The sequence below is a fragment of the Holophagaceae bacterium genome, assembly GCA_016720465.1.
Classification (GTDB): domain Bacteria; phylum Acidobacteriota; class Holophagae; order Holophagales; family Holophagaceae; genus JANXPB01.
Genome location: JADKKO010000002.1, coordinates 370,156 through 392,415 on the forward strand (window position 1 = coordinate 370,156; position 22,260 = coordinate 392,415).

Consider the following 22,260-nt stretch of genomic DNA (forward strand, 5'->3'; position numbering starts at 1 on the left):
GGCTTACTTGATGCCCAGCAATTCCACCTCGAAGCAGAGGGTCGCGTTGGGGGGGATGACGCCGCCGGCGCCGCGGCTGCCATAGCCCAGGACGCTCGGGATGATGAGCGTGCGTTTGCCGCCCACCTTCATGCTCAGCACGCCCTCGTCCCAGCCCTTGATGACCTGGCCCACGCCGATGGTGAATTCAAAGGGCTGCCCGCGGTCCACGGAGGAATCGAATTTGGCGCCCTTGGCTTTTCCATCCCACAGCCAGCCGGTGTAATGCATGACGCAGGTCTTGCCTTTCATGGGCGAGGCGCCGCTGCCTTCGACGGTGTCCAGGTACTGCAAGCCGCTTGCGGTGGTGATCATCTTTTTCTCCTTGGTGGGGGCGGTGGTTTTCTGGCCCTTGTCGGCCTTGGGGCCATCCGCGGTCGAAGCGCCGAGGTTGAGGGCCATCGTGGCGGCCAGTAAGGTGCGAAACAGCATGGGAACTCCTGTCAGGGTTAGGGGCCGTTACAAATTCACCGGTGCAGTTCTGGTGGGTTTGCTGCGGCCCCTTATGCCGGTCCACCATGTAAATGACCTAGTCATTTCCCCGCAACGGCTTAAGCCTCCAGTGTACCTTGCGGCAGGCGAAGCGGAGATCTGGAATGACTCTGCCCAGGCCCCTGGCCTCGCGTTTCGAGATGCTAGGGTGGATGCATGATTCCATCCAATGCATCCGCTTTCCGCCTCCGCGTGGCGGTGCTCCTGGCCTTCACTGGGGGCGTGGTCGCCTTGGCGCTTTTCCTCCCGCGCATTCCACAGCCAGAGGCCTACCATGCGTTCGCCGATCAGCGGATGATGCTCGGCATTCCGAATTTCTGGAACGTGGTCTCCAATGCGGCGTTCCTACCGGTCGGGCTCGCGGCGCTCTGGGTGATGTTCCAGCGTCCGGGACCGCGGTTCCGCGCCCCATTCGAGCGATGGGCCTACATCGTCGCTTTCTCCGGGACCTTGCTGGTGGGGGTGGGATCCGGCTACTACCACCTGCATCCGGACAACCACACCTTGTTCTGGGACCGCCTGCCCATGACGCTCGTGTTCATGGCGCTGTTGTCGGCGGTGGTGGCGGAGCGCATCCACGCGAAGGTGGGCGCGCTGCTGTTGATGCCCTTCCTGCTGCTGGGGGTCCTGAGCGCGGAAGTCTGGCGCCGGGGGGAACTCACGGGAGTCGGCGATCTGCGCTTCTACCTGCTGGTGCAATTCCATCCGCTGCTCGCCATCCCGCTGATGATGGCGCTCTTTCCGCCGCGCTACACGCGCACCAGGGACATGGCCTGGCTGGTGGCCTGGTACGCGGTGGCCAAGGCATTGGAACAATGGGATGCCGCCGTGTTCCAAGCCACGGGCGGCCTCATGTCCGGACACGCGCTCAAGCATGTGGCTGCGGCCCTGGCCGTGGCGGCCTTGGCGGGGATGGTGGCGCGCCGGGAACCGCTCGCCTCGGATTGAATCCCTTCTGCTCAGCTCGCGTTCGGGTGGCGTTCCAGCATCAGGCGCAGTTGGGGGTTGCGCCGGACCGCATCCTGGCGCCGGAGGTGGACGATGAGCTGTGGCGGCGCGGCGCTCCAGCGGGCGATGTTCTGGATCAGGAGGGTCGAGACATACGTGCGGCGGCAGAGCAGTGCGGTCGTCTTTCCATCGACCGTCAGGCCCGCGAGCTGGGCCAGGCACCGCCCTTCGGTGCCGAAGATCAGCTCCACCCGCTCCTCGGCCGTCCGCTGGAGGAAACTCGCGCGCAGGACTTCCCGCGCCAGGCGGCGCGTCTGTTCCGGGGCATCATGCGAAACGGACACCAGGTACTGCTCTGCGAGCCGCCGCGGGGACCAGAGGCGCCGGAATACGGTTCCCGGCAGTTGCGGGTTTTGAAGGAGCCCGCGGCGCACGCCCACATCGTTGGCGTAGGGCGCGCGGGACGCCACGGCCTCGAGCCCGGTGGATGTCCGGTGGTGCGTTGCGATGAGCCGGGCCTGCGCCAATCCGGCGGCTGGATTTTCCAGGATCGCCTGGATGACTTTCGGCATCGGGTCGAAGCAGTAGGCGCTGAGCTCCGGTTCCAGGGCCTGCTGCGCAGAAGCCGCCCGTTCATCCACCGGGTGGCGGTGGAGGGACCGTTCGTACAATTGCCTGTGGGTGGCCGTTTCAGCCGCCTCGGCATTGGACTGTTCTGTGGCAGGCGGTTCGTCCACCCAAGACGGTTCCGGCCCGGCGGGTGGCGGGTCCGCCACGTCAGGAGGAAGGCCGGGATCCTCCGGAGCGCGGGCATCGCGGCCCTCCGCATCCACAGCGCCCATCGCGACCAGTTCCGCCAGGAGCGACTCCATGCGCGGGATAGGCAGCCGCATGGCCTCGGCCAAGGCCGCGACGTTGTCGGTGCCATCGAGTTGCGAAAGGAGGATCCGCTGCAGCGCATCGAGCGGGAGCGTGGATGGGTCCAGATCGGCTCTTGGCGCGGGTTTCCAGCTCATGGGGCGGCCATGGTCAAGCCACCAGGTCCTTTGCCCTGATTTCGAAGCCGCGCTTGGTTCCCAGGGCCGCCAGGCCGAGCGTGGAGGGGTCCAGCCATTCTCGGGCCACGCGCTGCACCTGCGCGCAAGTGACCCCGTCGATCTCGGCGAGCTGCTGGTCGATGGTGCGGACTTCGCCCTGCTGCAGGGATTGGTTCGCAAGGCTGAACATGCGGCTGTTGCTGCTCTCCAGGCTGAAGACCAGGCTGGTGCGGGATTGCAGCTTGGCGCGCTCGAGTTCGTCCGCGCTGACGCCGGCGTCGATGATCCGGGCGCATTCGGCCATGGCGCGCCGGGCCACTTCCCGGGCCAGTTTCGGGGCGCATCCGACCGATATCTGGAGGGCGCCCGTGTCGGCGTAGTGGGTCAGGTAGGATCCCACGGAATAGCAGAGGCCGTGGCGCTCCCGCAGCTCCATGAAGAGCCGCGAGGACATGCCGCCGCCGAGCACGTAGCCGAGCAGCCCCGCCGCCACGCGGTCGGGGTGGCGATGGGGCGGGGCGGGGAAGCCCATGACGAGGCTCGTCTGCTGCAAGGCCTCGCGGTTCTCGTTCAACAGGAAAGGGGAAATGCGATGGGCCGCTGGCTGGATCGCGGAGTGTCCCTTCGGCAGCTTGTCCAGGACTGGCCGCAGCAGGTCCATGAACCGCTCCGGATCGATGGCGCCCGCGGCGGTGACGAGCAGGTTCGGCGCGGTGTAGGTCTTCGAGAAGAAAGCCTGGGATTCCCGGGCGCCGTAGGACCCGACCTGCTCCCGCCGGCCCAGGATGGGATGGGCCAGGGGACCGCCTTCCCAGAATTTCCCGTAGAAGATCTCGGTCACCCAGTCATCCGGCTGGTCCTCGCTCTGGGCGATCTCTTCCAGGATCACATCCCGTTCCCGCGCCAGTTCCTCGCCGTTGAAGATGGGCGTCGTCACCAGCTCCCCCAGCAGCGCCACCAGGTCCGGCAACTGGTCGGCCAGGACCTTGCCGTAGAAGCAGGCCACCTCCTTGCCCGTGAAGGCATCCACGCTGCCGCCCAGCCGGTCCGTGGCGGCGGACATGGATTCGGGATCCGGAAAGCGCTCGGTTCCCTTGAACACCGTGTGTTCGATGAAATGGGCCAGGCCTTCTTCATGCAAAGCTTCGTGGCAGCTCCCGCGCCGCACCCAGAACCCCACAGCGCAACTCCGCACATGCGGGATGGGCTCCACGAGTATTTCGGTGCCCAGGGGCGTGAGGTGGCGATAGAGAGCGTCGGCTGCGGGCATCCATCCATTCTACTGGACAAGCCATTGGGAGAATCCGCTCAGCCCTCGGATTCGCTTCCCGCGAGGCCCAGCGCCGTAGCCTGGAGCTTCCAGCCGCAGAGCGCCCAGCAGGCGAGGCCGAAGCCCATCAAGATGAGGATGGAGAGGCCCACGGGCGTGGTGATCTGCTCCTGGGCCAGCAACTGGCTGGCGGCCACATCGCTGGAGCGCGTGCCGGCGATGCTTTCGATGTAGTGGACGAAGGTGATGCGCTGCAGATTGCCCGGAAAGATGCGCACCAGCGGATCCCAGATGAACAGGTACAGCGCTCCCCACAGCGTGCCGCGCTTGAAGACCAGGCCCAGCAGGCTCATGAAGGCGAGGATCGCCCAGTAGGCGAAGACCATCGCCGCGGCCTGGTAGAGGAAAGCTTCGGGGTTGGAACCCAGGCCGAGCAGGCCCGCGCAGGCCGCCACCAGCCAGATGGCGCCCCAGCCGAACCACAGCAGGCCTTTGCCGAAAGGGAGCATCCAGACGGTGGAAGGCCGCGCCAGCATCAAGGGAATCGTCCGCTGCTCGATGTCCTCGCGGATGCCCGCGGGCGCGGCCACCAGCGCCATGATGGGCAGCATGAATTTGGCCAGCACGCCATGGAAGGCCATCAGGTAGAGGGCCGGGGGGATGTGCTCGCCTTGGATCCGCAGCAGGGCCGTGAGCGCGAGGCTGAGCAGGATAGGCACCACCGGAATGGCGGCCAGGACCCAGCCGCGCACCTGGAACACCCGGGGCAGGTAGCCCCGGGCGACGGCCTGCATGGTTTGAATGGGGGAGGGGATCACACGGGTGGACATCAGGCGTTGTCCTTCGTCAGGTACTGGAACACCGCGTCCAGGTTGAGATCCAGCGGGTCGAGGGCGCTCAGGGGAAGCTGGCCGGCGGCGATGGCGTCCTGCAGCTTCGGAAGGAAATCCCGGGGATTCCGCACCGCGAGGATCGCGGAGCTTTCTTCCAGGCGCAGCGCCACCAGCTCGCCCTGTTCGACGGCCCATCGGGACACCTGGCGGACGTCCTGGGAGGCCAGGCGCAATTCGACGGGGTGGCGGTCCAGCAGCTCGCGGATCTCCGGGACCGAACCCTCCGCCAGCAGCCGCCCCCGGAACAGCAGCAGGATGCGCTCCGTGAGCTGCGCCACTTCGCCCAGGATGTGGCTGCTGACGAGGATGCGTTTGCCCGCCGAGGCGAGGTTCCGCATCAGGTCCATCAGGTTGAGCCGCGCTTCGGGATCCATGCCGTTGAAGGGTTCATCGAGGATCAGCAGATCCGGATCGTGGAGCAGGGCCTGGGCTACGCGGATGCGCTGCCGCATTCCTTTCGACATGCTTGAAAATCCAAGCTGGGCACGGGTCTCCATGCCCACCGCCACAAGGCTGCGCTGGATGGCGGCATCCAAATCCGCACCCGACATGCCCGACAGTTCGCCCATCATGCGGAGCCACCGGGTGCCGTTCAGGCCCACCGGGAAGCGGTCTCCTTCGGGCACCAGGCCGATGCGGACGAGCACCGCCGGATTGCGGAAGGGCGCCTGGCTGAAGATGCTCACCTCTCCGCCGGATGGGGGAAGGAGCCCTGCGAGCAACTGGATGAGCGACGATTTGCCCGCGCCGTTGGGCCCCAGGAGGCCCGTGATGCCGCCGCCCTCGGGCAATTCAAAGCTGGTGGGCGAAAGGCCCAGGATGTCGCCGTAGCGGAGCGACGCGCGTTCGAGCCGGATCATAGGACCGCCTCCGAAGGCTTGGTCCGCTTCACGGCGATCCAGGTCCAGAACGCGATGTGGAGGATCGTGCCCGCAAGGGTGGGAGCCCATTTCAGAAGCGGCTCGCCCACGTTGAAGATGAGCTGAGGCCAGGCTTGGACCAGCGCGTAGGGGCTCATGGCCATCCATTGCTTGCTTTGCAGGGCGCCGGTGAAGATTCCGCCGATGGCCGAGGTTCCCAGCACGATGCCCAGCACCCAGCCGAAACTCGCCCGGGGCGATCCTGCCATGGCCGAGGCGCCCAAGGTCACCGCCGCCATGAGCAGGGCGATGATGATCGCCGCAGGCAACAAGTAAAGCGGCGCCGAAACCCAGATGGGGCCTGCCTTCCCGGCCATGGCCAGGGAAAGGCCCCAGGGCAGGAGCACGAAGGGCAGCATCACCGCCATGGGGATGATGAAGGCCGAGAGCGCCTTGGCGGTGATGTAGTCCTGGGGCCGCACGGGATGCGCATAGACGAGGGGCCGGATGCGGTAGAGCGAATCGCGCGAGATGATGCCGCCCACCATGAAGGCCATCATGAACCACAGGGGAACGAGCATCCACCAGTCGATGAGTCCCGCCTGGTAGTCGGCGCCCTGGGTCATGATCTTGTTCGCGAATTCTTTCAATCCGCCCAGTCCGGGCGAGGTATTGATGAGGTATTTCACGTAGAGGACGATGAGTTCGATGAGCAGGATCGCAAGGAAGATGAACCCGAAGATGAAGAAGCCGACCTTGCGCTTGACCACGCGCCTGAGATCGAATTTCGCGAGCACTTGAATGGGATGGCTGCCTTCGGAAAGCTCGGGCCGCGGCGGCAGGGAAGGGGCGTAAATGGGCATCAGTGGCTCCCCACGGTCTCGCCGATGTTGCCTCGCAACGCCCGGATGAGCACCTCGTCCAGGCGGTCGTGGCGCGGCGTGAGCTGCACCAGCACGGCGCCGATGCCTTTGGCGAACTGGAAGGGCAGCACGGGATCCGCCGTGGCCAGCTCCACATCGTAGATGCCGTTGCGGTGCTCCAGTACCGTGCCAAGCTCCGCCAGTTTTTCTTCCTGCTTTTCGTTGAGGGGATCCAGAAACCTCAATTCGAAGCGCTTGGCCAGCATCTTCCGCAGGCCCGCCATGGACCCCGCCGCCTTGACTTCGCCCTTGTCGAGGATGACGAGCTGGTCGGACACCCGTTCCACGTCTTCCAGCAGGTGCGACGCCATGATGACCGAGGTGCCCAGCTCTGCGTGGACCTTCAACACCAGGTCCAGCATGCGTTTCCGGCCGTCGGGATCCAGGCCGTTGGTGGGCTCGTCCAGGAACACCAGTTCCGGCGAGTGGACCAGCGCCTGGGCCAGCTTCACGCGCTGGCGCATGCCCGTGGAATAACCGCTTACGGGCCGGTAGCGGGCTTCGTCGAGGGCCACGAAATAGAGCACCTCATGGGCGCGGTCCCGGGCCTGCTCGGCCGTGAGGCCCGACAGCTCGCCCCAGAACGAAACCTGTTCGTAGGCTGATGTGTCTTCGATGAGCGCGTCGTATTCCGGCATGTAGCCGATGCGGCCCCGCAGCTTCGCGGCTTCGTGGGTGCCCAGCGGAATGCCCAGCACATGGCCGCCCCCCGCGCTGGGGGTCAGCAGCCCCAGCAGGGTTTTCAGCAGGGTGGATTTGCCCGAGCCATTGGGCCCCAGCAGACCCACGATGCCATCTTCCAGGGTGAGACTCAGACCCTTCAGCGCAATGGTGGGGCCGTACCGTACCTCAAGACTTTCAAATGAAATCAAGGCGGCTCTCCTGGAAAGTGCGGGTAGGTCGGTTACGAGGTGATGATGATATCGGTTTACGGGGCCTTCAAGAGCGCTTGAACCCGGTCATGCAGGGCCGACCTCAGAGCTTCGGCATTTTGGAAATCTCTGGGTGATACGGGGCTGCCGAGGCGCAGGTGGTAGGGGCCGGGCGACACGCGCCAGCCGTCGGCGGGAAGGATGTGCCGCCCGCCCAGGATGGCCACCGGAATCATTGGCACCTGGGCCTCCCAGGCCAGGTTGAAGACCCCTTTCTTGAAAGGCAGCAGCTCTCCGGTGCGGCTGCGCGTGCCCTCCGGGAAGGCGGCGATGCTCTGCCCGTCGTGGATCCGCTTCGCCGCGAGGGCCAGGGACTTGATCGCTTCCCCACGATGGCTGCGGTTGATGAAGATGAAGTCCGCCAGCCAGATGACCCAGCCCAAAAAGGGAACATAGGCCAGTTCGCGCTTGGCCATGAACACGGGATGCGAGGGCAGGGTGGCGATGATCAGAGGCGGGTCCAGCAGCGAGGTGTGGTTGCCGACGAAAATGGCCGCCTGGCGCCCTTCGCGGATGTCCAAGGGCAGGTCCTCCCAGCCTTCCAGGCTCCGCCGGATGCCAAAGAGCCAGGCCATCAAGCGGATATAGCCCGGCGCGATGGCCCAGAAGCCCTTGGCCCCGCTCCAGCGGAAGAGGGCCGTCAGGTAGGCCAGGCAAACCGCCACCGCCAGGGCCGGACAGCCGAAGATCCAGACCAGCAGGGGCCGGAGGAAAGGGCGGGGAGCGGTCATTTGCCGTCCAGGACCTCGGCGGATTTGATCCGCACCGGATAGTCCGGGACGTTGGCCTGGCCTTTCTTCCAGCCTGTCTTCACCTGCTCGATCTTCAGGGCCACCTCCATGCCCTCGACCACCCGGCCGAACACGCAGTAGCCGATGCCCTCGGCGCCCTCCTGCTTGAAATCCAGCGAACCATTGTCCGCCGTATTGATGAAGAACTGCGCCGTGGCGCTGTCCGGATCCGCCGTCCGGGCCATGGCCAACGCGCCTTTGACGTTCTTCAGGCCCGCCTTGAAACTCTGGGGCGCCTCGTTTTTCACGGGCGCGCCGCAGGCCTTCTCGCTCATGTCCTCGGCGAGCCCGCCGCCCTGGATCATGAAGCCCGGGATCACACGGTGGAAAATGGTGCCGGCGTAGTGGCCTTTTTTCACATAGGCGAGGAAGTTCTCCACCGTGCGCGGAGCCGCGCCGGACTCCAGTTCCAGCACCATGGCGCCGTAGTTGGTGGCCAGCCGCACGCGGGGTTTGGCCGGGGCCGGGGAAGGGATCTGCGCAAAAACCGGCAGGGCGAGAGCGGACAGAGCCAGACAACGGAACAACGCTTTCATGGGATCTCCGGAGACAATCCATTTTGGCTTAGAGCGCACCAACTCGCTTAAGCTTTCATGATGATGCCGGCCCTTGATTATCCCACCTGGTTCCTGGCGCTGATGATCGCGCCCTTCGGCCTGGCGGCCGGTTCCTTCGCCAATGTCCTGATCTACCGGCTCCCGCTCGATGAACCCGAGGACCGCAATGTGGTCACCAAGGGCAGCCATTGTCCCAGCTGCAAGGCCCGGATCAAGCCTTGGCACAACATCCCGGTGTTCGCCTGGCTCCTGTTGCGGGGCAAGTGCGCGGCCTGCGGCTGGAAGATCCCCGGCCGCTATCCACTGGTGGAGCTGCTCGGCGGGTTGATCTTCGCCGCGTCGGTCTATGTATTCCCCGTGGGATCGCTGATCTGGTTCAAGGGGCTGCTCTGCGCCTTCGCGCTGCTGGTGCTGTTCTTCACGGACTACACGGAATTCTTCCTGCCGGACGTGCTCCAGTTCCCGTTGATGGCCATTGGCGTGGCATTCACGGTGCCGCAGATGTTCTGGCCCAACGAAACGGTGACGGTGCTCATCGGCGACCATCAGTTCCTGCGGGCGGAGCTCTTCCACAACGGACTCCAGATGTCGCCGCTCTGGTCCCTGTTCGGTGAAGCTGTGACCTGGAAGAGCAGCCTCATCGGCCTGGCGGCCGGCTATGGGGGGCCGACGGCCATCAACGCGGTCTACAGGCTCATCCGCAAGACCGACGGCCTGGGCATGGGCGATTTCAAGATGCTCGCCTGGCTGGGCGCCTTCTGGGGCTGGGCCCCCATGCTGGGCATCTTCTTCGGCGGCGCGCTGCTGCTCACCGCGTTCGCCCTGCCCGGACTGCTCACCCGCCGCCTGAAGGGACAGAGCATGCTGCCCTTCGGCTGTTTTCTTGCGCTGGCGACGTTTCCAGTGGTGTTCTATGGGCCAGCGATGTGGGGTTGGTATCTGGGGACGATGGTGAAGTGAGGCGGTGAGCTATGAGCTATGGGCCATGAGCCACCGATCCTGGGTGTAGGATGTCCGATATATCGACACCAATGGAGATTCCATGGATTTCATCGATCAGCTACGGCTAATTGCTTCGCGCATTCCAAGCCAGGCAGGACATCTCCTAACCGAAGAAGCAACCAAGAACGCATTGGTACTGCCCTTCATTAAGGCGCTAGGGTTTGATGTTTTCGACCCGGTGGAAGTCCGCCCTGAACTCACTGCTGATGTGGGCGTAAAGAAGGGCGAGAAGGTGGATTACGCCATTCTTCGGGAGGGTAAGCCCATCATCATTATGGAGTGCAAGAAGTACGGGACTGACCTCCGAAAAATTCAGGCAACGCAACTGTTTAGATACTTCACAGTCACAGAAACCAGATTTGGAGTTCTCACGAATGGAACTCATTATTTCTTTTTCACTGATCTTGATCAACCCAACATGATGGACAGCAAACCCTTCCTAGAATTCAATATGCTGGATTTCAAGGAACAAGATGCCGAGGAACTCAAGAAATTCACAAAAACCACCTTTGACATTCCCAATATTCTCTCGACCGCAACAGACCTGAAATACACGAAGGAAATCCAACGTGTACTCAACGAACAGATTAATAATCCGACAGAAGAATTTGTTCGGCTGTTGGCAGGGAAGGTCTATAGCGGCCGGATGACCCAGGTCGTGAAGGATCAATTCTCTCAGCTTACAAAGCGGGCTTTTCAACAGTTGGTCAACGACAAGATCAACGACCGACTAAAGGTTGCCCTTGCTGATAGCAGTCCAATTCCGACTGAGCCTGCTGAACCAGTCATGCCACCTCAGGAGGAGGAGAAGATCGCTACCACACCCGAAGAGTGGGAAGCCTTCTACATCATTCGTGCGATCCTTCGGGAGGTATTAGACCCAAAACGTGTAGCAATTCGGGATGCTCAAAGCTACTGCGCCGTGCTTTTTGATGACAACAATCGGAAGCCGATTTGCCGGTTCTACTTCAACACTAAACAAAAGGTAGTAGGAGTCTTTGACGCCAATAAAGTCGAAACCAAAACGGCGATTAGCGATCTCACGGACCTTTATCAATTGATTGAGAGCCTGAAGGCTGTTGCCAACTTTTACGGTAATGGACAACAGTAGATGCTGACGGGACTGGAAGAAGAGCTTTTTGAAGCAGCAATCCTTGCCCTCAAGGATTCGATCATCACAGCACCAAAAAAGCTTCGCCGGATGCGGCTGAGGTCGCTCCTTAATAAATTTTCTTTCAAAATCCGCACAGCAGACCGCCTTCAACGCCTAACTAAGGCCTTTGGCGCAGTCGGGATTTTAACCCAACCACCCCTCCTGGATTGCGGCCGGGATGCATGGGTTTTCCTCTCGATTCTGCAACCAGTCGCACAACATGAGCCTGGACCAGACCCCATGGACCCCTGGTTTGAGGAGATTTCGAAAAAGGAATTCGCGACCGAAAAGGAAGTGGAGATTCGTTTTATTGTCCCGCTGCTCGAACGCTTGGGCTACACAGAAGATGATCGCGCAGATGGCTTTCCAATTGAGATCATCGTGGGATCAAAGCGAACCGTGGCAGAGGCTGATTTCGTGCTATTTGGTGGGCGAAATCGAAGCATGAACAACGCATTGCTAGTCATCGAGGCAAAGCGAACCACAAAACGAGTGAAGGACCATGTGAGCCAAGCCCGCAGCTATGCCATGTTCATGGGGACGCCCTACTACATGGTCACCAATGGGGATGATATTTTGGTCTTCTGTTACCAAAGCCCCTTAGAGGCTGATCACCAGGTTTTCAGTGGACAGCGAATAACACTGCGGGACAGCTTCCAAGAATTGTTCGAGATTATCGGAAAGCCTCATGCGGCTGCCAAGAACATTGAACGGCGCACTAGAAGGAATTGACAGAAAGGCATACGCCTTTTGCTGGATAAAGATTTTCGTTCATCTAGCACCCGTTTGGGACATCGACAAAGTGCCTCGTATCCCATTCTCTCCGTAAAACATTCAACAGGGATTTTGAACGAATGCCCCAGCTTGCTTACTTGGGACTTGGGACTTGGGATTTGGGACTTGAGACTTAGGACTTGGGACTCGACTGCGCCAACTCCATCAGCACGCCGCCGGTTTCGTTGGGATGGATGAACGCCACACGGCAGCCGTGGGCGCCGTTTCTGGGCTTCTCATCAATCATGCGGACGCCCTTGGCCACGAGCATTTTGACTGCGGCTTCGATATCGTCCACTTCGAAACAGACGTGGTGGATGCCAGGACCGCGCTTGGCGATGAACTTGCCGATGGGGCCGTCGGCATCGATGCTTTCCAGGAATTCCAGGCTGGCTTCCCCCACCGGATAAAACGCGGTCGTCACTTTCTGTTCTGGCACCTCTTCCAGGTGATCGGCCTCCATTTCGAACAGCCGCGCCATGCGGGCCATGGCCTCGGCGAGCCCGGTGGTGGCGATGCCCAGGTGGTTGATGCGCAGCAGTTTCATGGAACGCTCCTGCCCCCTATTCTAGTGGGATGAGCCCTTCCACACCCGAGTACTGGCGGCAAGTCTACGATGAGGAGCCCCGGCCTGGCTGGGATCTGGATGGTCCATCGCCCGTGTTGGCGGAGCTTCTGGAGGCAGCCGCCGCCCAGGACATCGCCCTTGGCGGCAAAATCGCGGTGCCGGGCTGCGGGTTCGGCCATGATGCGGCGGAGTTGGCGCGGCGGGGCTTCCGGGTCACGGCCTTCGATTTCGCAGCTCCCGCCATTGAAGGCGCCAAAGCCCGGTACGGCGACGCGGTGGCCTGGCGCCTGGAGGATTGGTTCACCACGCTGGAAGGCCCCTTCGATCACATCTTCGACCACACCTGTTTCGTGGCCATGGAACCAGCGCGGCGCAAAGACTTTCTGGACATTTGCGCCGGCCGGCTGAGGCCCTCGGGCCTCTGGCTGGCGGTCCTCTTCGACGACACGCAAGGGCGACCTGGTCCGCCTTTCCAGATCGCCATGGACGAGATCCAGGACCTTGCCGCGGCCCGTTTCGAGGTGCTGCATCATGCGCGCGCCGCGCAAAGCCATCCCCGGCGGGCCGGGCGGGAATTCCTGGTCATCGGCCGGCGAAAAAAATGAACCGGGACTTCCGGAAATAGGAAGCGAGGGTCCAGCCACAGATTCCAAAGACTCCATGATCCACAGATTGCACAGATTCACGCAGATTCAAAAACAAGAACTCTGGGGCATAGGCACAAGCCACTCATACCAAGTTGCATTCAAAGATATAGAACCACCAAGCCACAAAGGGCACAAAGGGACTCGTCATGTGCGAGCTTCGCGGATGAAATTCAGGTGGCCCGGCGGCGGGCTCACGCTTAGGTGTGATCCGCGCCGGGCCACCTGAATTTGCGGGCCTTCGGCCCGCAGGCGCTACGCGCCTTGCGAAGCGATTTTGAGCCGGAATCAGCCATGTTGGAGCTTGGCGCTTTTTTGGGTGTTTTCGTGTCTTGGTGGTGAATTCTTATCTTTTCGAATGCAAACTCGGAGCAGGCCAGTACGAAATCTATGGAATTTGTGGATTGAATTCTCTACCTCAAGCTCTGGAGGATCCCCAATTCACCGCGGGGCCGGGATCACGTGCCAGAGCACTGCGAAAAAATGGCAGATGCTCCCGGCCACCACCCACAGGTGCCAGATGGCGTGGTGGAAGCGCAGCTTGTGCCACGCGTAGAATCCGGCTCCGGCGGTGTAGCAGAGGCCGCCGCCGAAGAGCCACGCGAGCCCGCCCGGCGACAGGCTTTGCCACAGGGGCTTGATGGCGATGACCGCGATCCAGCCCATGAGCAGGTAGATGGCCAGGCTCAGGAATTCCATGCGGTGGATGAAAACCGCCTTGAAGGTGATGCCCAGGGCTGCGAGGCCCCAAACCAGTCCGAACAGCGTCCAGCCCCAGGCGCCCCGCAGGGTGGCCAGGCAGAAGGGCGTGTAGGTCCCGGCGATGAGGAGGAAGATCGCGCTGTGGTCCAGCACCTTGAAAACGGTTTTCACCCGGGGGCCCCGGAAGGAATGGTAGAGCGTCGACATGGTGTACAGCACCACCAGCATCGAGCCGAAAATGCTGCCGCCCACGATATGCCGTGCCGTGCCGCGCAGGCTGGCGAAGACCACCAGCAACACTAGGGCGGCGATGGCCAGGCCCGCGCCGACGCCGTGGGTGATGCTGTTGGCCAGTTCCAGCTTGGTCTGTTCAGAAAAGCTCCGGCGTGCCGGCTGCTCGATGGTGCTCTCCATGGACACTCCACGATTCAATCCAGGATGGCAGATGAGGTAAGGTTTCCGAATGCTCCGCGCCTGGTTCGCCTGCCTTCTCTGCTTCGGTCTGGTTTCCCTTGGCGCGGGTGTGCCGGTCCAGACCCCGAAGGGAATGGTGGTCTGCCAGAACCGCCTTGCGGCGGAAATCGGGGCCAAGGTCTTGCAGGACGGCGGCAGCGCTGTGGATGCGGCGGTGGCAACGGCCTTCGCGCTGGCCGTGGTGCATCCCATCGCGGGAAATATAGGCGGTGGCGGCTTCCTGGTGGCGCGGGACGGAAATGGCAAGGCCATGAGCTATGACTTCCGGGAGATGGCGCCAAAGGGCGCTTCGCCCAAGATGTTTCTCGAAGATGGCGGCTACAGCGACAAGCTGCACCACGAGTCCCACCTTTCCGTGGGAGTGCCGGGCACGGTGGCCGGGCTGCATCTCGCCTGGAAGGAGCGGGGGAAACTGCCCTGGAGCCGCTTGGTGGCACCCGCCATCCGGTTGGCGGACGAGGGGTTCCCGGTAAGCGAAACGCTGAGCGCATCCCTCAAGAAATTCCTCCCGGAATTTCTGAACTACCCCGCGACGGTTGCCGCGTTCACGAAAAATGGGAGCCCGTTCGAGGCGGGGGATCTATTGCGGCAGCCGGACCTGGCCAGGAGCCTGCGCCGCATCTCGGCGCAGGGGCCCGCGGGGTTCTACCGGGGAGAAACTGCGCGGTTGCTCCTTGCTGAAATAAAACGGGGCGGCGGGATCATCAAGGCTTCGGATCTGCGGGCCTATAGGGCGAAACGGCGGCGACCCGCGCAGGGCCGCTACCGCGGCTTCGACATCATCGCCATGCCGCCCCCCAGCTCTGGAGGCATCGCGCTCATCGAGATGCTGAACGTGCTGGAAGGTTATGACCTTGGCGGCATGGGCGCGGGTTCGCCGGAAACCGCGCATCTGGTGGCCGAATCCATGCGCCGCGCCTTCAGGGACCGGGCGCTTTACCTGGGGGATCCGGACTTCAATACCGCGATCCCCGTTGGCAGGCTCCTGTCCAAAAGCTACGCGGCGGAGCTTCGGAAGGGCATTGCTCCGGACCGCGCCACGGCATCTTCGCTGATGGGATTTCAACCGAATGAATACAACCGGGAGCATGAGCAGACCACTCACATCTCCGTGGTGGACGCGTCCCGCAACGCTGTGGGCCTGACCTATACGCTCGAAGATAATTACGGCTCCAAGATCCTGGTGCCCGGCGCGGGATTTCTGCTGAACAACGAGATGGGCGATTTCAATGCACAGCCTGGGCTCACCGATGCCACCGGAAAGATCGGCACTCAGCCGAATCTTGCGAGGCCGCTCCAGCGGCCACTCTCCAGCATGTGCCCCGCCATCCTGGCCAGGGACGGGAAGCTGTCCATGGTCACGGGCAGCCCCGGCGGCCGCACCATCATCAGCACCGTGCTCGAATCGGTGCTTAATGTCGTGGACTTCGGGATGGACGCCCAAGCCGCGGTGGACGCGCCCCGGTTCCATCACCAGTGGCTGCCGGACCGCATTCAAATCGAGCCTGAAGCTGTCTACCAGAAGGGTTTCTTGGAAGCATTGAAAGCGAAAGGCCACGTCCTTTCCCTGCGCGAGGGGCGGCAGGGCGCGGCCCAGGTCATCGTGTTGATCGATGGCGTCCTTTCAGGTGGCGCGGACTCGACCCGGTGGGCGGATTCAGCGGCAGTAGCCCAGTAGCTGGTTGTGCCGTAGCCATTCTAAGAACGACAAAGGCGCCCTTGCGGGCGCCTCGTCTTGAAACCGGTTTGGCTTAGTCTTCGCGTTCCGCCTTGTTGAAGGCGTCGGCCAGGGTGGCCTTTTTGAAGGCAGGGGCGTTGGCTTTGGCGGCATCCATGTCGCCGCGCTCGGCGTCCATCTCCAGTTGTTTGACGGAGAGGCCGATGCGCCGCTCGGTGGGATCGAGCTTCACGATCTTCATGGTGAGGTCCTGGCCCGCGTGGTATTCCTTCTGGATGTCCTCCACGCGCTTGCGGGAAAGCTCGGAGACGTGCACCAGGCCTTCGATCCCATCGCCCAGGTCCACGAAAGCGCCGAAGTCCGTGAGGCGGGCGATCTTGCCTTCGAGGGTATCGCCGACATTGTGGCTTTCGAAGAAAATCTCCCAGACATTGGGTTCCATGTGCTTGACGCTCAGGCTCATGCGCTGGGCCAGGGGATCCAGGTTCAGGACCTTGGCGGTGACTTCGTCGCCCTTCTTCACCAGCTCATTGGGATGCTTGATCTTCTTGGTCCAGCTGAAGTCGGACACATGGATCAGGCCGTCGATGCCGTCTTCCAGTTCCACAAAGGCGCCGAACTCGGTGATGTTGCGCACGACGCCCGTGACGATCATGCCGGGCTGGTATTTCTCGGCGATGGCCATCCAGGGATTCGGCGTGATCTGCTTCATGCCCAAGGAGATGCGGCGGTTCTCGGGATCCACCTGCAGGATGATGGCTTCCACCTGGTCGCCCAGGTTGACCATGCCCTTGGCGGACTTGACCTTCTTGGTCCAGCTCATCTCGGAGACATGCACCAGGCCTTCAACACCGGGCTCCAGCTCGACGAACGCGCCGTAGTCCGTGATGGAGACCACCTTGCCCTTGACGTTGGCCTGGACGGGGAAGCGCTCCTCGACCGTGAGCCAGGGATCCGGGAACTTCTGCTTGTAGCCCAGGGACACGCGCTCGGTGTCCTTGTCGTACTTGAGGATGGCGACCTCGACCTTGTCGCCCACCTGGAACATTTCGCTGGGGTGGTTGAGCCGGCCCCAGGACATGTCCGTGATGTGCAGCAGGCCGTCCACGCCGCCCAGGTCCACGAAGGCGCCGTATTCGGTGATGTTCTTGACGGTGCCTTCCACGAGCTTGCCTTCTTCGAGGCCCGAAAGGGTCTCTTCCTTCATGGAGGCGCTGATGGTCTCCAGGAACAGCTTGCGGGAAAGGACGATGTTGCCGCGGCGGCGGTTGACCTTGATGACCTTCATGTCGAAGGACTTGCCGATGAACGGATCCAGGTTGCGGGCGGGCTTGGTGTCCACCTGCGAACCGGGCAGGAAGGCGCGGATGCCGATGTCCACGGCCAGGCCGCCCTTGACCTTCTCCAGCACGACGCCGTGCACGGTCATGTTGGAACGGAAGGCCTTTTCGACCTCGTCCCAGATCTTCATCTTCTCGGCGCGCTCGCGGGAAAGGCGCACGTTGCCGTTGGCGTCCTCCAGGTACTCGAGCAGCACTTCGACCACATCGCCCACAGCGACACCCACGGTGCCGTCAGGGTTGTTGAACTCGTCGATGTTGACGGTGCCCGACCCCTTGTAGCCGATGTCGATGATGACGTCCTTGCCGCGGATCTCCACGACATGGCCGCGCACCACCGCGTCTTCTTTGAGGCCGCGGGTTTCGCCCTGCAGGGCCGCCAGGAATTCGGTGGCCTCCGGAGAGCTGTCGTCCAGCTGAGTCGCGTCCAGCACGTTGATGCTGCCCATGCGTTTAGACGCATTGCCCCTGATGATTTCTTCTAACTTGGACATCTAGTCCACCTCTTTTGAGTTGCCCCCCATTTCCGATGGGGCGGCTGGAATCCCGGCACATGCGTCCGGCAGAACGACAAGGATATCGGGAGATGGCCTGGAAGGCGAGGGAAAGTGTTGATGGGGGTACGAGCCAACAGCCGTGAGCTATGAGCTTAAAAAAGGACGCGCCAGAGGCGCATCCAATAAGCTGATGGCTGATAGCTGATGGCCTTTTTGCGGTCACCCACTGCCTAAACCGATATCACCACCAGTTCAGGATCGATCTCCTTCTGCAGCATCCCCTCGATGGCGGCCAGGGTGCCGGTCAGGGAGCTGGGGCAGGAATTGCAGGCGCCCTGGTAGCGGATCATCACCTGCTTCTCTACCCGGCCCACGATCTCCAGGCCGCCTCCATCGGCCGCCAGGGCGGGGAGGATGCTTTCTTCCAGAATGGCCTGGACCTTTTTCAGGATCTCGTCGTTCTGGTCGTTGATCTTGTTGAACTCGCGTTTGGCGGCGGCTTCATTGGCTTGCCCATTCAATCCATTGATGCTCGCGGCGGCGCGGATGGGAGTGGCGAGCTTGGGCAGCAGGTCCGACCACTTCACGTCCTCGGTCTTGGTCACCGTGAGCCATTTGTCCTGCATGAAGACCGACACCACGCTGCCCATGTCGAACAGGGCCTTGGCCAGGTCATCGTTCGCAGCGATCTCAGCGCTGGGAAAGCTCTTCGGAAATCCCAGGGCCACGGGTTCCTTCAATAGGAATTTCACCGCGTTGGGGTTGGGCGTGTATTCGATCTCGGCGATCTTAGGCATGAGATTCCTCTAACCGCGAAATACGCGAACAATCGCGAAAATAAACCATGTTGTTTTTTTCGCGCACATTCGCGCCTTTCGCGGTTTCATTTTTACTCCGTGCTCACAGTCGCTTCGCCCTTGAGTGCGGAGTGCAGCGTGGCCCAGGGGAGCACGGCGCACTTGACCCGGCTCGGGAGGTCCTTCACGCCCTGGAACAGCGCGAGTTTTCCCAGGAGGTTCGCCTCGGTCGAGGGGTCCAGCTCGCCCCGCACCATGGAGCGGAATTGCTCGGCCATGGCCTCGGCTTCCACGATGTTCTTCCCTTTGACGGCGCCGGTCATGAGGGATGCCGAAGCCACGTCGATGGCGCAGCCATGGCCTTCGAACTTGATATCTTCGATCAGTCCGTCCCGGATATTGAGGGTGAGCTGCAGCTCGTCGCCGCAGAGCGGATTCTGGCCGTCGGCGTGGTGGGTGCAAGGATCCAGCTTGCCGAAATTCCGCGGCTTCTTGTTGTGCTCGATGATGACCTGTTGATAGAGCTCGCGGGGATCGCTGGCCATCAGCCTTGCTCCTCTGCGGAGTTGAAGGAATCAGCGCCGAAGATCTCTTTCACTTGCCGGATAGCCGCCACCAGGGCGTCCACATCCTCCCGGTCGTTGAAGTAGGCGAAGCTGGCGCGGGTGGTGGCGGGAATGTCGAAACGCTTCATCACCGGCTGGGCGCAGTGGTGGCCAGCCCGCACCACCACGCCCTCATGGTCGAGGATGCTGCCCACGTCGTGGGGATGGATGCCGTCCAGCACAAAGCTGAGCACCGAGGCCTTGCCGGGGGCCGTGCCGATGACGCGCAGGCCCTCGATCTTGCCCAGTTCCTTCGTGGCGTACTCCAGGAGGGCGTGCTCGTGCGCTGCGATGCGGTCCAGGCCGATGGCGTTCAGGTAATCAATGGCCGCCCCCAGTCCGATGGCTTCGGCGATGGGCGGCGTGCCGGCCTCGAACTTGCCTGGAATGCCCATGTAGGTGGTCTTCTCCCACGACACCGAGAGGATCATGCTGCCGCCGCCCTGCCACGGGGGCATGGCCTCGAGCAGTTCCTTTTTGCCGTAGAGGACGCCGATGCCCGTGGGTCCGCTCAGTTTGTGGCCGCTGAAGGCATAGAAATCCGCGTCCAGATCCACCACGTCCACCGGGATGTGCGGCACCGCCTGGGCGCCATCCACGACCACCACGATGCTCTTGGCGTGGGCGGCGGCGATGATCTTCTTGAGGGGGTTCACGGTGCCCAGCACGTTGGAGACGTGCGTGATGCCGACCACCTTCACACGCGGGGTCAGCAAGGCCTCCAGGGCATCCAGATCCAGCACGCCCCGGTCGTCCATGGGGATGACTTTGATCGAAGCGCCCTTTTCGGCCGCCAGCATCTGCCAAGGCACGATGTTGGAATGGTGTTCCATGGCGCTGAGCAGGATCTCATCGCCTTCCTGGACATTGGCGCGGCCCCAGCTTTGGGCCACGAGGTTCAAGGCCTCGGTGGCGCCCCGGGTCCAGATGATCTGCTTGGCGCTGGGCGCGTGGAGGAAGGCGCGCACTTTCTCGCGGGCTTCCTCGAAGCGGTCCGTGGCCTCCTGGGAAAGGGTGCTTACCCCGCGATGGACATTGGTGTGCTCGAAGCGCTGATAGTGGGCCATGCGTTCGATGACGGAGTTGGGCATCTGTCCACTGACCGCGCTGTCCAGGTAATGCATGGGTTTCCCGTGGAATGGCACGCTGAGCAACGGGAAGTCCGTGCGGATCTTTTCGACATCGAGGGGAGTCAGCACAGGTCCGCTCATGCCATTTCTCCCAGGTCCGAGGCCAGATCCGTGGCGTTCGTGCGCGCCATGACGGCCTGGCGCAACTGGCGGCGGAGGCTTGTGACCGGAATGTGGGCCAGCAGGTCCGCGGCGAAGCCGTAGGTGAGGAGGTTCCGCGCCGCTTGATCGTTGAGTCCGCGGCTTTGGAGGTAGAAGAGTTCCTCCGGATCCAACTGGCCGATGGCGGCGCCATGGGCGCACTTGACATCGTCCGTGTCGATTTCGAGCTGGGGCTTGGTGTCCACGCGGGCCTTCTCGCTGAGCAGCAGGTTGCGGCTCTGCTGGCGGGCGTCGGTGCCTTGGGCGCCCTTGCGCACGAAAATGCGGCCATTGAACACCGCGCGGGCTTCGTCGTCCACGATGGCCTTGTGGAGCTGATGGCTGGTGCAGTCCGGCTGAGTGTGATCGAGGATCGAATGCGTGTCCGCGAACTGGTTTCCGTTCAGGAGCGCGAGTCCGTCAAGGACCACGTCGGCGCCGGTCCCCTGGATGGAAATCTGGGGCGCCTGGCGGCTGAAGCTCGCGCCGAAGCTGATGGTGCGGCTGTGGTAGCGGCCATCCCGGGAAATCTTCGCCCGCAAATTGGAGATATGGAATGCGCCTGTGGACTCACGCTGGATGCGCTCATGGCGCAATTCGGCGTTTTCGCCCACAAAGATTTCCACACAGGAATTTGTGAAGTAGGTTCCGTTCCCAGTGTATTCCTCGATGAGTTCCACTTCGGCCCCTGGCTCCACCACCACGATGATCCTGGGTTGCGAAACCGTAGCGGCGCCACTCGCATGGCTCATGAACAGCAAGTGGAGGGGCGATTCAACCTTCACGTGCTTCGGCACGAAGACATAGGCACCATCCAGGAACCGTGCGGAATTGAGATTGGCGAAGATGTCCGAATCGCCCGTCTGCGATAGGCTGCCCAATTGGGGCGCGGCTTCGGAGGCCGAGGAAAGGTGCAGCAACCGCACGCCCTGGGGCAGGGCGGAGGTGCAGCTGTGGTGCGGGTCGAAGTGGCCGTTGACGAAGACCAGGCGCGTGCCTCGGGCTTCCGGCAGGATGCTGCCTTTGATATCCACTGTTTCGGGCCGGCCTGGTGCGAAAGCGAGCGCCTTGAGATTCCGGAGGTCGGAATACTTCCAATCTTCATCTTTGGCCGTCGGCAGATCCTGATGTTGAAGCGCCGACTCCGCGGCCTTGCGCAATTCGGCCCAGCCCGCTGGCCGGCTCGCGCCCAGGAGGTCGGGGATCAGCGTACAGTCGCTGACGCTGGGGACTGGCGCGGTCATCGGTCCGCCCCTGCGGCGGTGGCTTCCTTGACCCAGTCGTAACCGCGGCTTTCCACTTCCAGGGCCAATTCCGGCCCACCGGATTTCACGATCCGGCCGTCCTGGAGAATGTGGATGTGGCTGGCGGGGATATGGTCCAGTAGGCGCTGGTAGTGCGTGATAAGCAAAATGGCTTTGTCGGGGGCTTTCAGGGCGGTCACGGCCTCGCCTACGATGCGCAGCGCGTCCACATCCAACCCTGAATCGAGCTCATCGAGGATGGCGAGCTTGGGTTCCAGCACGGCCATCTGCAGGATCTCGTTGCGCTTTTTTTCGCCGCCGCTGAAACCCACGTTCAGGCTGCGGTCCAGGAATTCATCGCGCATCCCCACCAACTGGATCTTTTCGCGGATGAAATCATCGAATTCAAGAGGGTCCATTTCCTCGCGGCCGTTGGCTTCGGCCTGCTTGTTGTAGGCCAGCCGCAGGAATTGCGCGTTGCTCACGCCGGGCACTTCGATGGGGTGCTGGAAGCCCATGAATACGCCGGCCCGGGCGCGCTCGTCGGCTTCCATCTCGAAGAGGTTCCGGCCTTCGAACAGCACTTCGCCCGAAGTCACCAGATAGCTTGGATGGCCTGCGAGCACCTTGCCCAGCGTGCTCTTGCCGGAACCATTGGGGCCCATGATGGCATGCACTTCGCCAGCCTTGATTTCAAGGTTGATCCCTTTGAGGACCTCGGTATCGCCGATGGAAGCGCTCAGATTCTTGATGCTCAGCATTCACAACT

Annotated in this window: 23 protein-coding genes; 6 read left to right on the forward strand and 17 right to left on the reverse strand. The window is 62.3% G+C overall.

Annotation, left to right across the window (positions count from 1 at the left end; genetic code table 11):
- Window positions 1–3: 3 nt before the first annotated feature.
- Complete coding sequence (locus IPQ13_05900) at window positions 4–471, reverse strand: FKBP-type peptidyl-prolyl cis-trans isomerase (protein ID MBL0210431.1); 468 nt, start codon at window positions 469–471, stop codon at window positions 4–6.
- A gap of 216 nt (window positions 472–687) precedes the next feature.
- Here IPQ13_05900 and IPQ13_05905 point away from each other — a divergent pair, with 216 nt between their 5' ends.
- Window positions 688–1,479 (forward strand): ceramidase domain-containing protein, encoded by a 792-nt coding sequence (locus IPQ13_05905; GenBank protein ID MBL0210432.1) that lies wholly within the window; start codon window positions 688–690, stop codon window positions 1,477–1,479.
- An 11-nt stretch (window positions 1,480–1,490) separates the two neighbouring features.
- Here the strand turns inward: IPQ13_05905 and IPQ13_05910 are convergent, their stop codons facing one another.
- From IPQ13_05910 to IPQ13_05945, 8 genes are read right to left on the reverse strand one after another with little or no spacing between them, the layout of a single operon-like run.
- The gene (locus IPQ13_05910) at window positions 1,491–2,495 is read right to left on the reverse strand and encodes a hypothetical protein (GenBank protein MBL0210433.1); all 1,005 of its coding nucleotides are present in this window, start codon (window positions 2,493–2,495) and stop codon (window positions 1,491–1,493) included.
- Window positions 2,496–2,508: 13 nt separating this feature from the next.
- On the reverse strand, window positions 2,509–3,786 hold the full coding sequence (locus IPQ13_05915) for an insulinase family protein (GenBank protein ID MBL0210434.1): 1,278 nt from the start codon (window positions 3,784–3,786) through the stop codon (window positions 2,509–2,511).
- 38 nt (window positions 3,787–3,824) lie between these two features.
- Window positions 3,825–4,616 carry a hypothetical protein gene (locus IPQ13_05920; protein MBL0210435.1) on the reverse strand — a complete coding sequence of 264 codons (792 nt, stop codon included), beginning with the start codon at window positions 4,614–4,616 and terminating at the stop codon, window positions 3,825–3,827.
- Entirely contained in the window at window positions 4,616–5,539 is a 924-nt protein-coding gene (locus tag IPQ13_05925) for an ABC transporter ATP-binding protein (protein MBL0210436.1), read from the reverse strand. Before IPQ13_05925 ends, IPQ13_05920 begins: the two co-directional genes overlap by 1 nt.
- Window positions 5,536–6,402: a hypothetical protein gene (locus IPQ13_05930; GenBank protein MBL0210437.1), complete on the reverse strand. Its 867-nt coding sequence runs from the start codon at window positions 6,400–6,402 to the stop codon at window positions 5,536–5,538. The genes IPQ13_05925 and IPQ13_05930 overlap by 4 nt, the downstream gene beginning before the upstream one ends.
- Window positions 6,402–7,334 (reverse strand): ABC transporter ATP-binding protein, encoded by a 933-nt coding sequence (locus tag IPQ13_05935; protein MBL0210438.1) that lies wholly within the window; start codon window positions 7,332–7,334, stop codon window positions 6,402–6,404. Before IPQ13_05935 ends, IPQ13_05930 begins: the two co-directional genes overlap by 1 nt.
- A gap of 56 nt (window positions 7,335–7,390) precedes the next feature.
- A complete protein-coding gene (locus tag IPQ13_05940; GenBank protein MBL0210439.1) occupies window positions 7,391–8,125 on the reverse strand; it encodes a 1-acyl-sn-glycerol-3-phosphate acyltransferase in 735 nt (244 codons plus the stop codon).
- Window positions 8,122–8,721 carry a peptidylprolyl isomerase gene (locus tag IPQ13_05945; GenBank protein MBL0210440.1) on the reverse strand — a complete coding sequence of 200 codons (600 nt, stop codon included), beginning with the start codon at window positions 8,719–8,721 and terminating at the stop codon, window positions 8,122–8,124. The genes IPQ13_05940 and IPQ13_05945 overlap by 4 nt, the downstream gene beginning before the upstream one ends.
- A 57-nt stretch (window positions 8,722–8,778) precedes the next feature.
- On the opposite strand from IPQ13_05945, the gene IPQ13_05950 reads away from it, so the two are divergent.
- The 3 genes from IPQ13_05950 (at window position 8,779) to IPQ13_05960 (ending at window position 11,629) form a co-directional block, all read left to right on the forward strand.
- Window positions 8,779–9,702 (forward strand): prepilin peptidase, encoded by a 924-nt coding sequence (locus tag IPQ13_05950; GenBank protein ID MBL0210441.1) that lies wholly within the window; start codon window positions 8,779–8,781, stop codon window positions 9,700–9,702.
- Window positions 9,703–9,784: 82 nt separating this feature from the next.
- The gene (locus IPQ13_05955; protein ID MBL0210442.1) at window positions 9,785–10,855 is read left to right on the forward strand and encodes a type I restriction enzyme HsdR N-terminal domain-containing protein; all 1,071 of its coding nucleotides are present in this window, start codon (window positions 9,785–9,787) and stop codon (window positions 10,853–10,855) included.
- Entirely contained in the window at window positions 10,856–11,629 is a 774-nt protein-coding gene (locus tag IPQ13_05960; GenBank protein ID MBL0210443.1) for a type I restriction enzyme HsdR N-terminal domain-containing protein, read from the forward strand.
- Window positions 11,630–11,804: 175 nt separating this feature from the next.
- Here IPQ13_05960 and mce read toward each other — a convergent pair whose 3' ends face one another.
- Window positions 11,805–12,218 carry a methylmalonyl-CoA epimerase gene (gene mce / locus IPQ13_05965; protein ID MBL0210444.1) on the reverse strand — a complete coding sequence of 138 codons (414 nt, stop codon included), beginning with the start codon at window positions 12,216–12,218 and terminating at the stop codon, window positions 11,805–11,807.
- A gap of 29 nt (window positions 12,219–12,247) precedes the next feature.
- Between mce and IPQ13_05970 the strand changes: the two genes are divergently transcribed.
- Window positions 12,248–12,844, forward strand: a complete 597-nt coding sequence (locus IPQ13_05970; GenBank protein MBL0210445.1) for a methyltransferase domain-containing protein — start codon at window positions 12,248–12,250, stop codon at window positions 12,842–12,844.
- Window positions 12,845–13,324: 480 nt separating this feature from the next.
- On the opposite strand, the gene IPQ13_05975 is transcribed toward IPQ13_05970, so the two are convergent.
- Entirely contained in the window at window positions 13,325–13,999 is a 675-nt protein-coding gene (locus IPQ13_05975; GenBank protein ID MBL0210446.1) for a hemolysin III family protein, read from the reverse strand.
- A 49-nt stretch (window positions 14,000–14,048) separates the two neighbouring features.
- Here IPQ13_05975 and ggt point away from each other — a divergent pair, with 49 nt between their 5' ends.
- Window positions 14,049–15,737 (forward strand): gamma-glutamyltransferase, encoded by a 1,689-nt coding sequence (gene ggt, locus IPQ13_05980; GenBank protein MBL0210447.1) that lies wholly within the window; start codon window positions 14,049–14,051, stop codon window positions 15,735–15,737.
- A gap of 73 nt (window positions 15,738–15,810) precedes the next feature.
- Here ggt and IPQ13_05985 read toward each other — a convergent pair whose 3' ends face one another.
- The 6 genes from IPQ13_05985 to sufC form a co-directional block, all read right to left on the reverse strand.
- Window positions 15,811–17,571, reverse strand: a complete 1,761-nt coding sequence (locus tag IPQ13_05985; GenBank protein ID MBL0210448.1) for a 30S ribosomal protein S1 — start codon at window positions 17,569–17,571, stop codon at window positions 15,811–15,813.
- Window positions 17,572–17,804: 233 nt separating this feature from the next.
- Entirely contained in the window at window positions 17,805–18,371 is a 567-nt protein-coding gene (locus IPQ13_05990) for a NifU family protein (GenBank protein ID MBL0210449.1), read from the reverse strand.
- A gap of 92 nt (window positions 18,372–18,463) precedes the next feature.
- Complete coding sequence (locus tag IPQ13_05995) at window positions 18,464–18,916, reverse strand: SUF system NifU family Fe-S cluster assembly protein (GenBank protein MBL0210450.1); 453 nt, start codon at window positions 18,914–18,916, stop codon at window positions 18,464–18,466.
- The gene (locus IPQ13_06000) at window positions 18,916–20,187 is read right to left on the reverse strand and encodes a cysteine desulfurase (GenBank protein ID MBL0210451.1); all 1,272 of its coding nucleotides are present in this window, start codon (window positions 20,185–20,187) and stop codon (window positions 18,916–18,918) included. The genes IPQ13_05995 and IPQ13_06000 overlap by 1 nt, the downstream gene beginning before the upstream one ends.
- Window positions 20,184–21,491 (reverse strand): Fe-S cluster assembly protein SufD, encoded by a 1,308-nt coding sequence (gene sufD / locus IPQ13_06005; GenBank protein MBL0210452.1) that lies wholly within the window; start codon window positions 21,489–21,491, stop codon window positions 20,184–20,186. The genes IPQ13_06000 and sufD overlap by 4 nt, the downstream gene beginning before the upstream one ends.
- Window positions 21,488–22,252 carry a Fe-S cluster assembly ATPase SufC gene (gene sufC / locus IPQ13_06010; GenBank protein ID MBL0210453.1) on the reverse strand — a complete coding sequence of 255 codons (765 nt, stop codon included), beginning with the start codon at window positions 22,250–22,252 and terminating at the stop codon, window positions 21,488–21,490. The genes sufD and sufC overlap by 4 nt, the downstream gene beginning before the upstream one ends.
- Window positions 22,253–22,260 lie beyond the last annotated feature (8 nt).

Bases quoted from the DNA above. Each gene is read 5' to 3' on its own strand.
- IPQ13_05995 (MBL0210450.1), bottom strand. From the start codon at position 18,916: ATGGCCAGCGATCCCCGCGAGCTCTATCAACAGGTCATCATCGAGCAC.
- IPQ13_05925 (MBL0210436.1), bottom strand. From the start codon at position 5,539: ATGATCCGGCTCGAACGCGCGTCGCTCCGCTACGGCGACATCCTGGGC.
- IPQ13_05910 (MBL0210433.1), bottom strand. From the start codon at position 2,495: ATGAGCTGGAAACCCGCGCCAAGAGCCGATCTGGACCCATCCACGCTC.
- IPQ13_05990 (MBL0210449.1), bottom strand. From the start codon at position 18,371: ATGCCTAAGATCGCCGAGATCGAATACACGCCCAACCCCAACGCGGTG.
- IPQ13_06000 (MBL0210451.1), bottom strand. From the start codon at position 20,187: ATGAGCGGACCTGTGCTGACTCCCCTCGATGTCGAAAAGATCCGCACG.
- IPQ13_05985 (MBL0210448.1), bottom strand. From the start codon at position 17,571: ATGTCCAAGTTAGAAGAAATCATCAGGGGCAATGCGTCTAAACGCATG.
- IPQ13_05905 (MBL0210432.1), top strand. From the start codon at position 688: ATGATTCCATCCAATGCATCCGCTTTCCGCCTCCGCGTGGCGGTGCTC.
- IPQ13_05945 (MBL0210440.1), bottom strand. From the start codon at position 8,721: ATGAAAGCGTTGTTCCGTTGTCTGGCTCTGTCCGCTCTCGCCCTGCCG.
- IPQ13_05975 (MBL0210446.1), bottom strand. From the start codon at position 13,999: ATGGAGAGCACCATCGAGCAGCCGGCACGCCGGAGCTTTTCTGAACAG.
- mce (MBL0210444.1), bottom strand. From the start codon at position 12,218: ATGAAACTGCTGCGCATCAACCACCTGGGCATCGCCACCACCGGGCTC.
- IPQ13_05900 (MBL0210431.1), bottom strand. From the start codon at position 471: ATGCTGTTTCGCACCTTACTGGCCGCCACGATGGCCCTCAACCTCGGC.
- sufC (MBL0210453.1), bottom strand. From the start codon at position 22,252: ATGCTGAGCATCAAGAATCTGAGCGCTTCCATCGGCGATACCGAGGTC.
- sufD (MBL0210452.1), bottom strand. From the start codon at position 21,491: ATGACCGCGCCAGTCCCCAGCGTCAGCGACTGTACGCTGATCCCCGAC.
- IPQ13_05950 (MBL0210441.1), top strand. From the start codon at position 8,779: ATGATGATGCCGGCCCTTGATTATCCCACCTGGTTCCTGGCGCTGATG.
- IPQ13_05930 (MBL0210437.1), bottom strand. From the start codon at position 6,402: ATGCCCATTTACGCCCCTTCCCTGCCGCCGCGGCCCGAGCTTTCCGAA.
- IPQ13_05970 (MBL0210445.1), top strand. From the start codon at position 12,248: ATGAGCCCTTCCACACCCGAGTACTGGCGGCAAGTCTACGATGAGGAG.
- IPQ13_05955 (MBL0210442.1), top strand. From the start codon at position 9,785: ATGGATTTCATCGATCAGCTACGGCTAATTGCTTCGCGCATTCCAAGC.
- ggt (MBL0210447.1), top strand. From the start codon at position 14,049: ATGCTCCGCGCCTGGTTCGCCTGCCTTCTCTGCTTCGGTCTGGTTTCC.
- IPQ13_05960 (MBL0210443.1), top strand. From the start codon at position 10,856: ATGCTGACGGGACTGGAAGAAGAGCTTTTTGAAGCAGCAATCCTTGCC.
- IPQ13_05940 (MBL0210439.1), bottom strand. From the start codon at position 8,125: ATGACCGCTCCCCGCCCTTTCCTCCGGCCCCTGCTGGTCTGGATCTTC.
- IPQ13_05915 (MBL0210434.1), bottom strand. From the start codon at position 3,786: ATGCCCGCAGCCGACGCTCTCTATCGCCACCTCACGCCCCTGGGCACC.
- IPQ13_05920 (MBL0210435.1), bottom strand. From the start codon at position 4,616: ATGTCCACCCGTGTGATCCCCTCCCCCATTCAAACCATGCAGGCCGTC.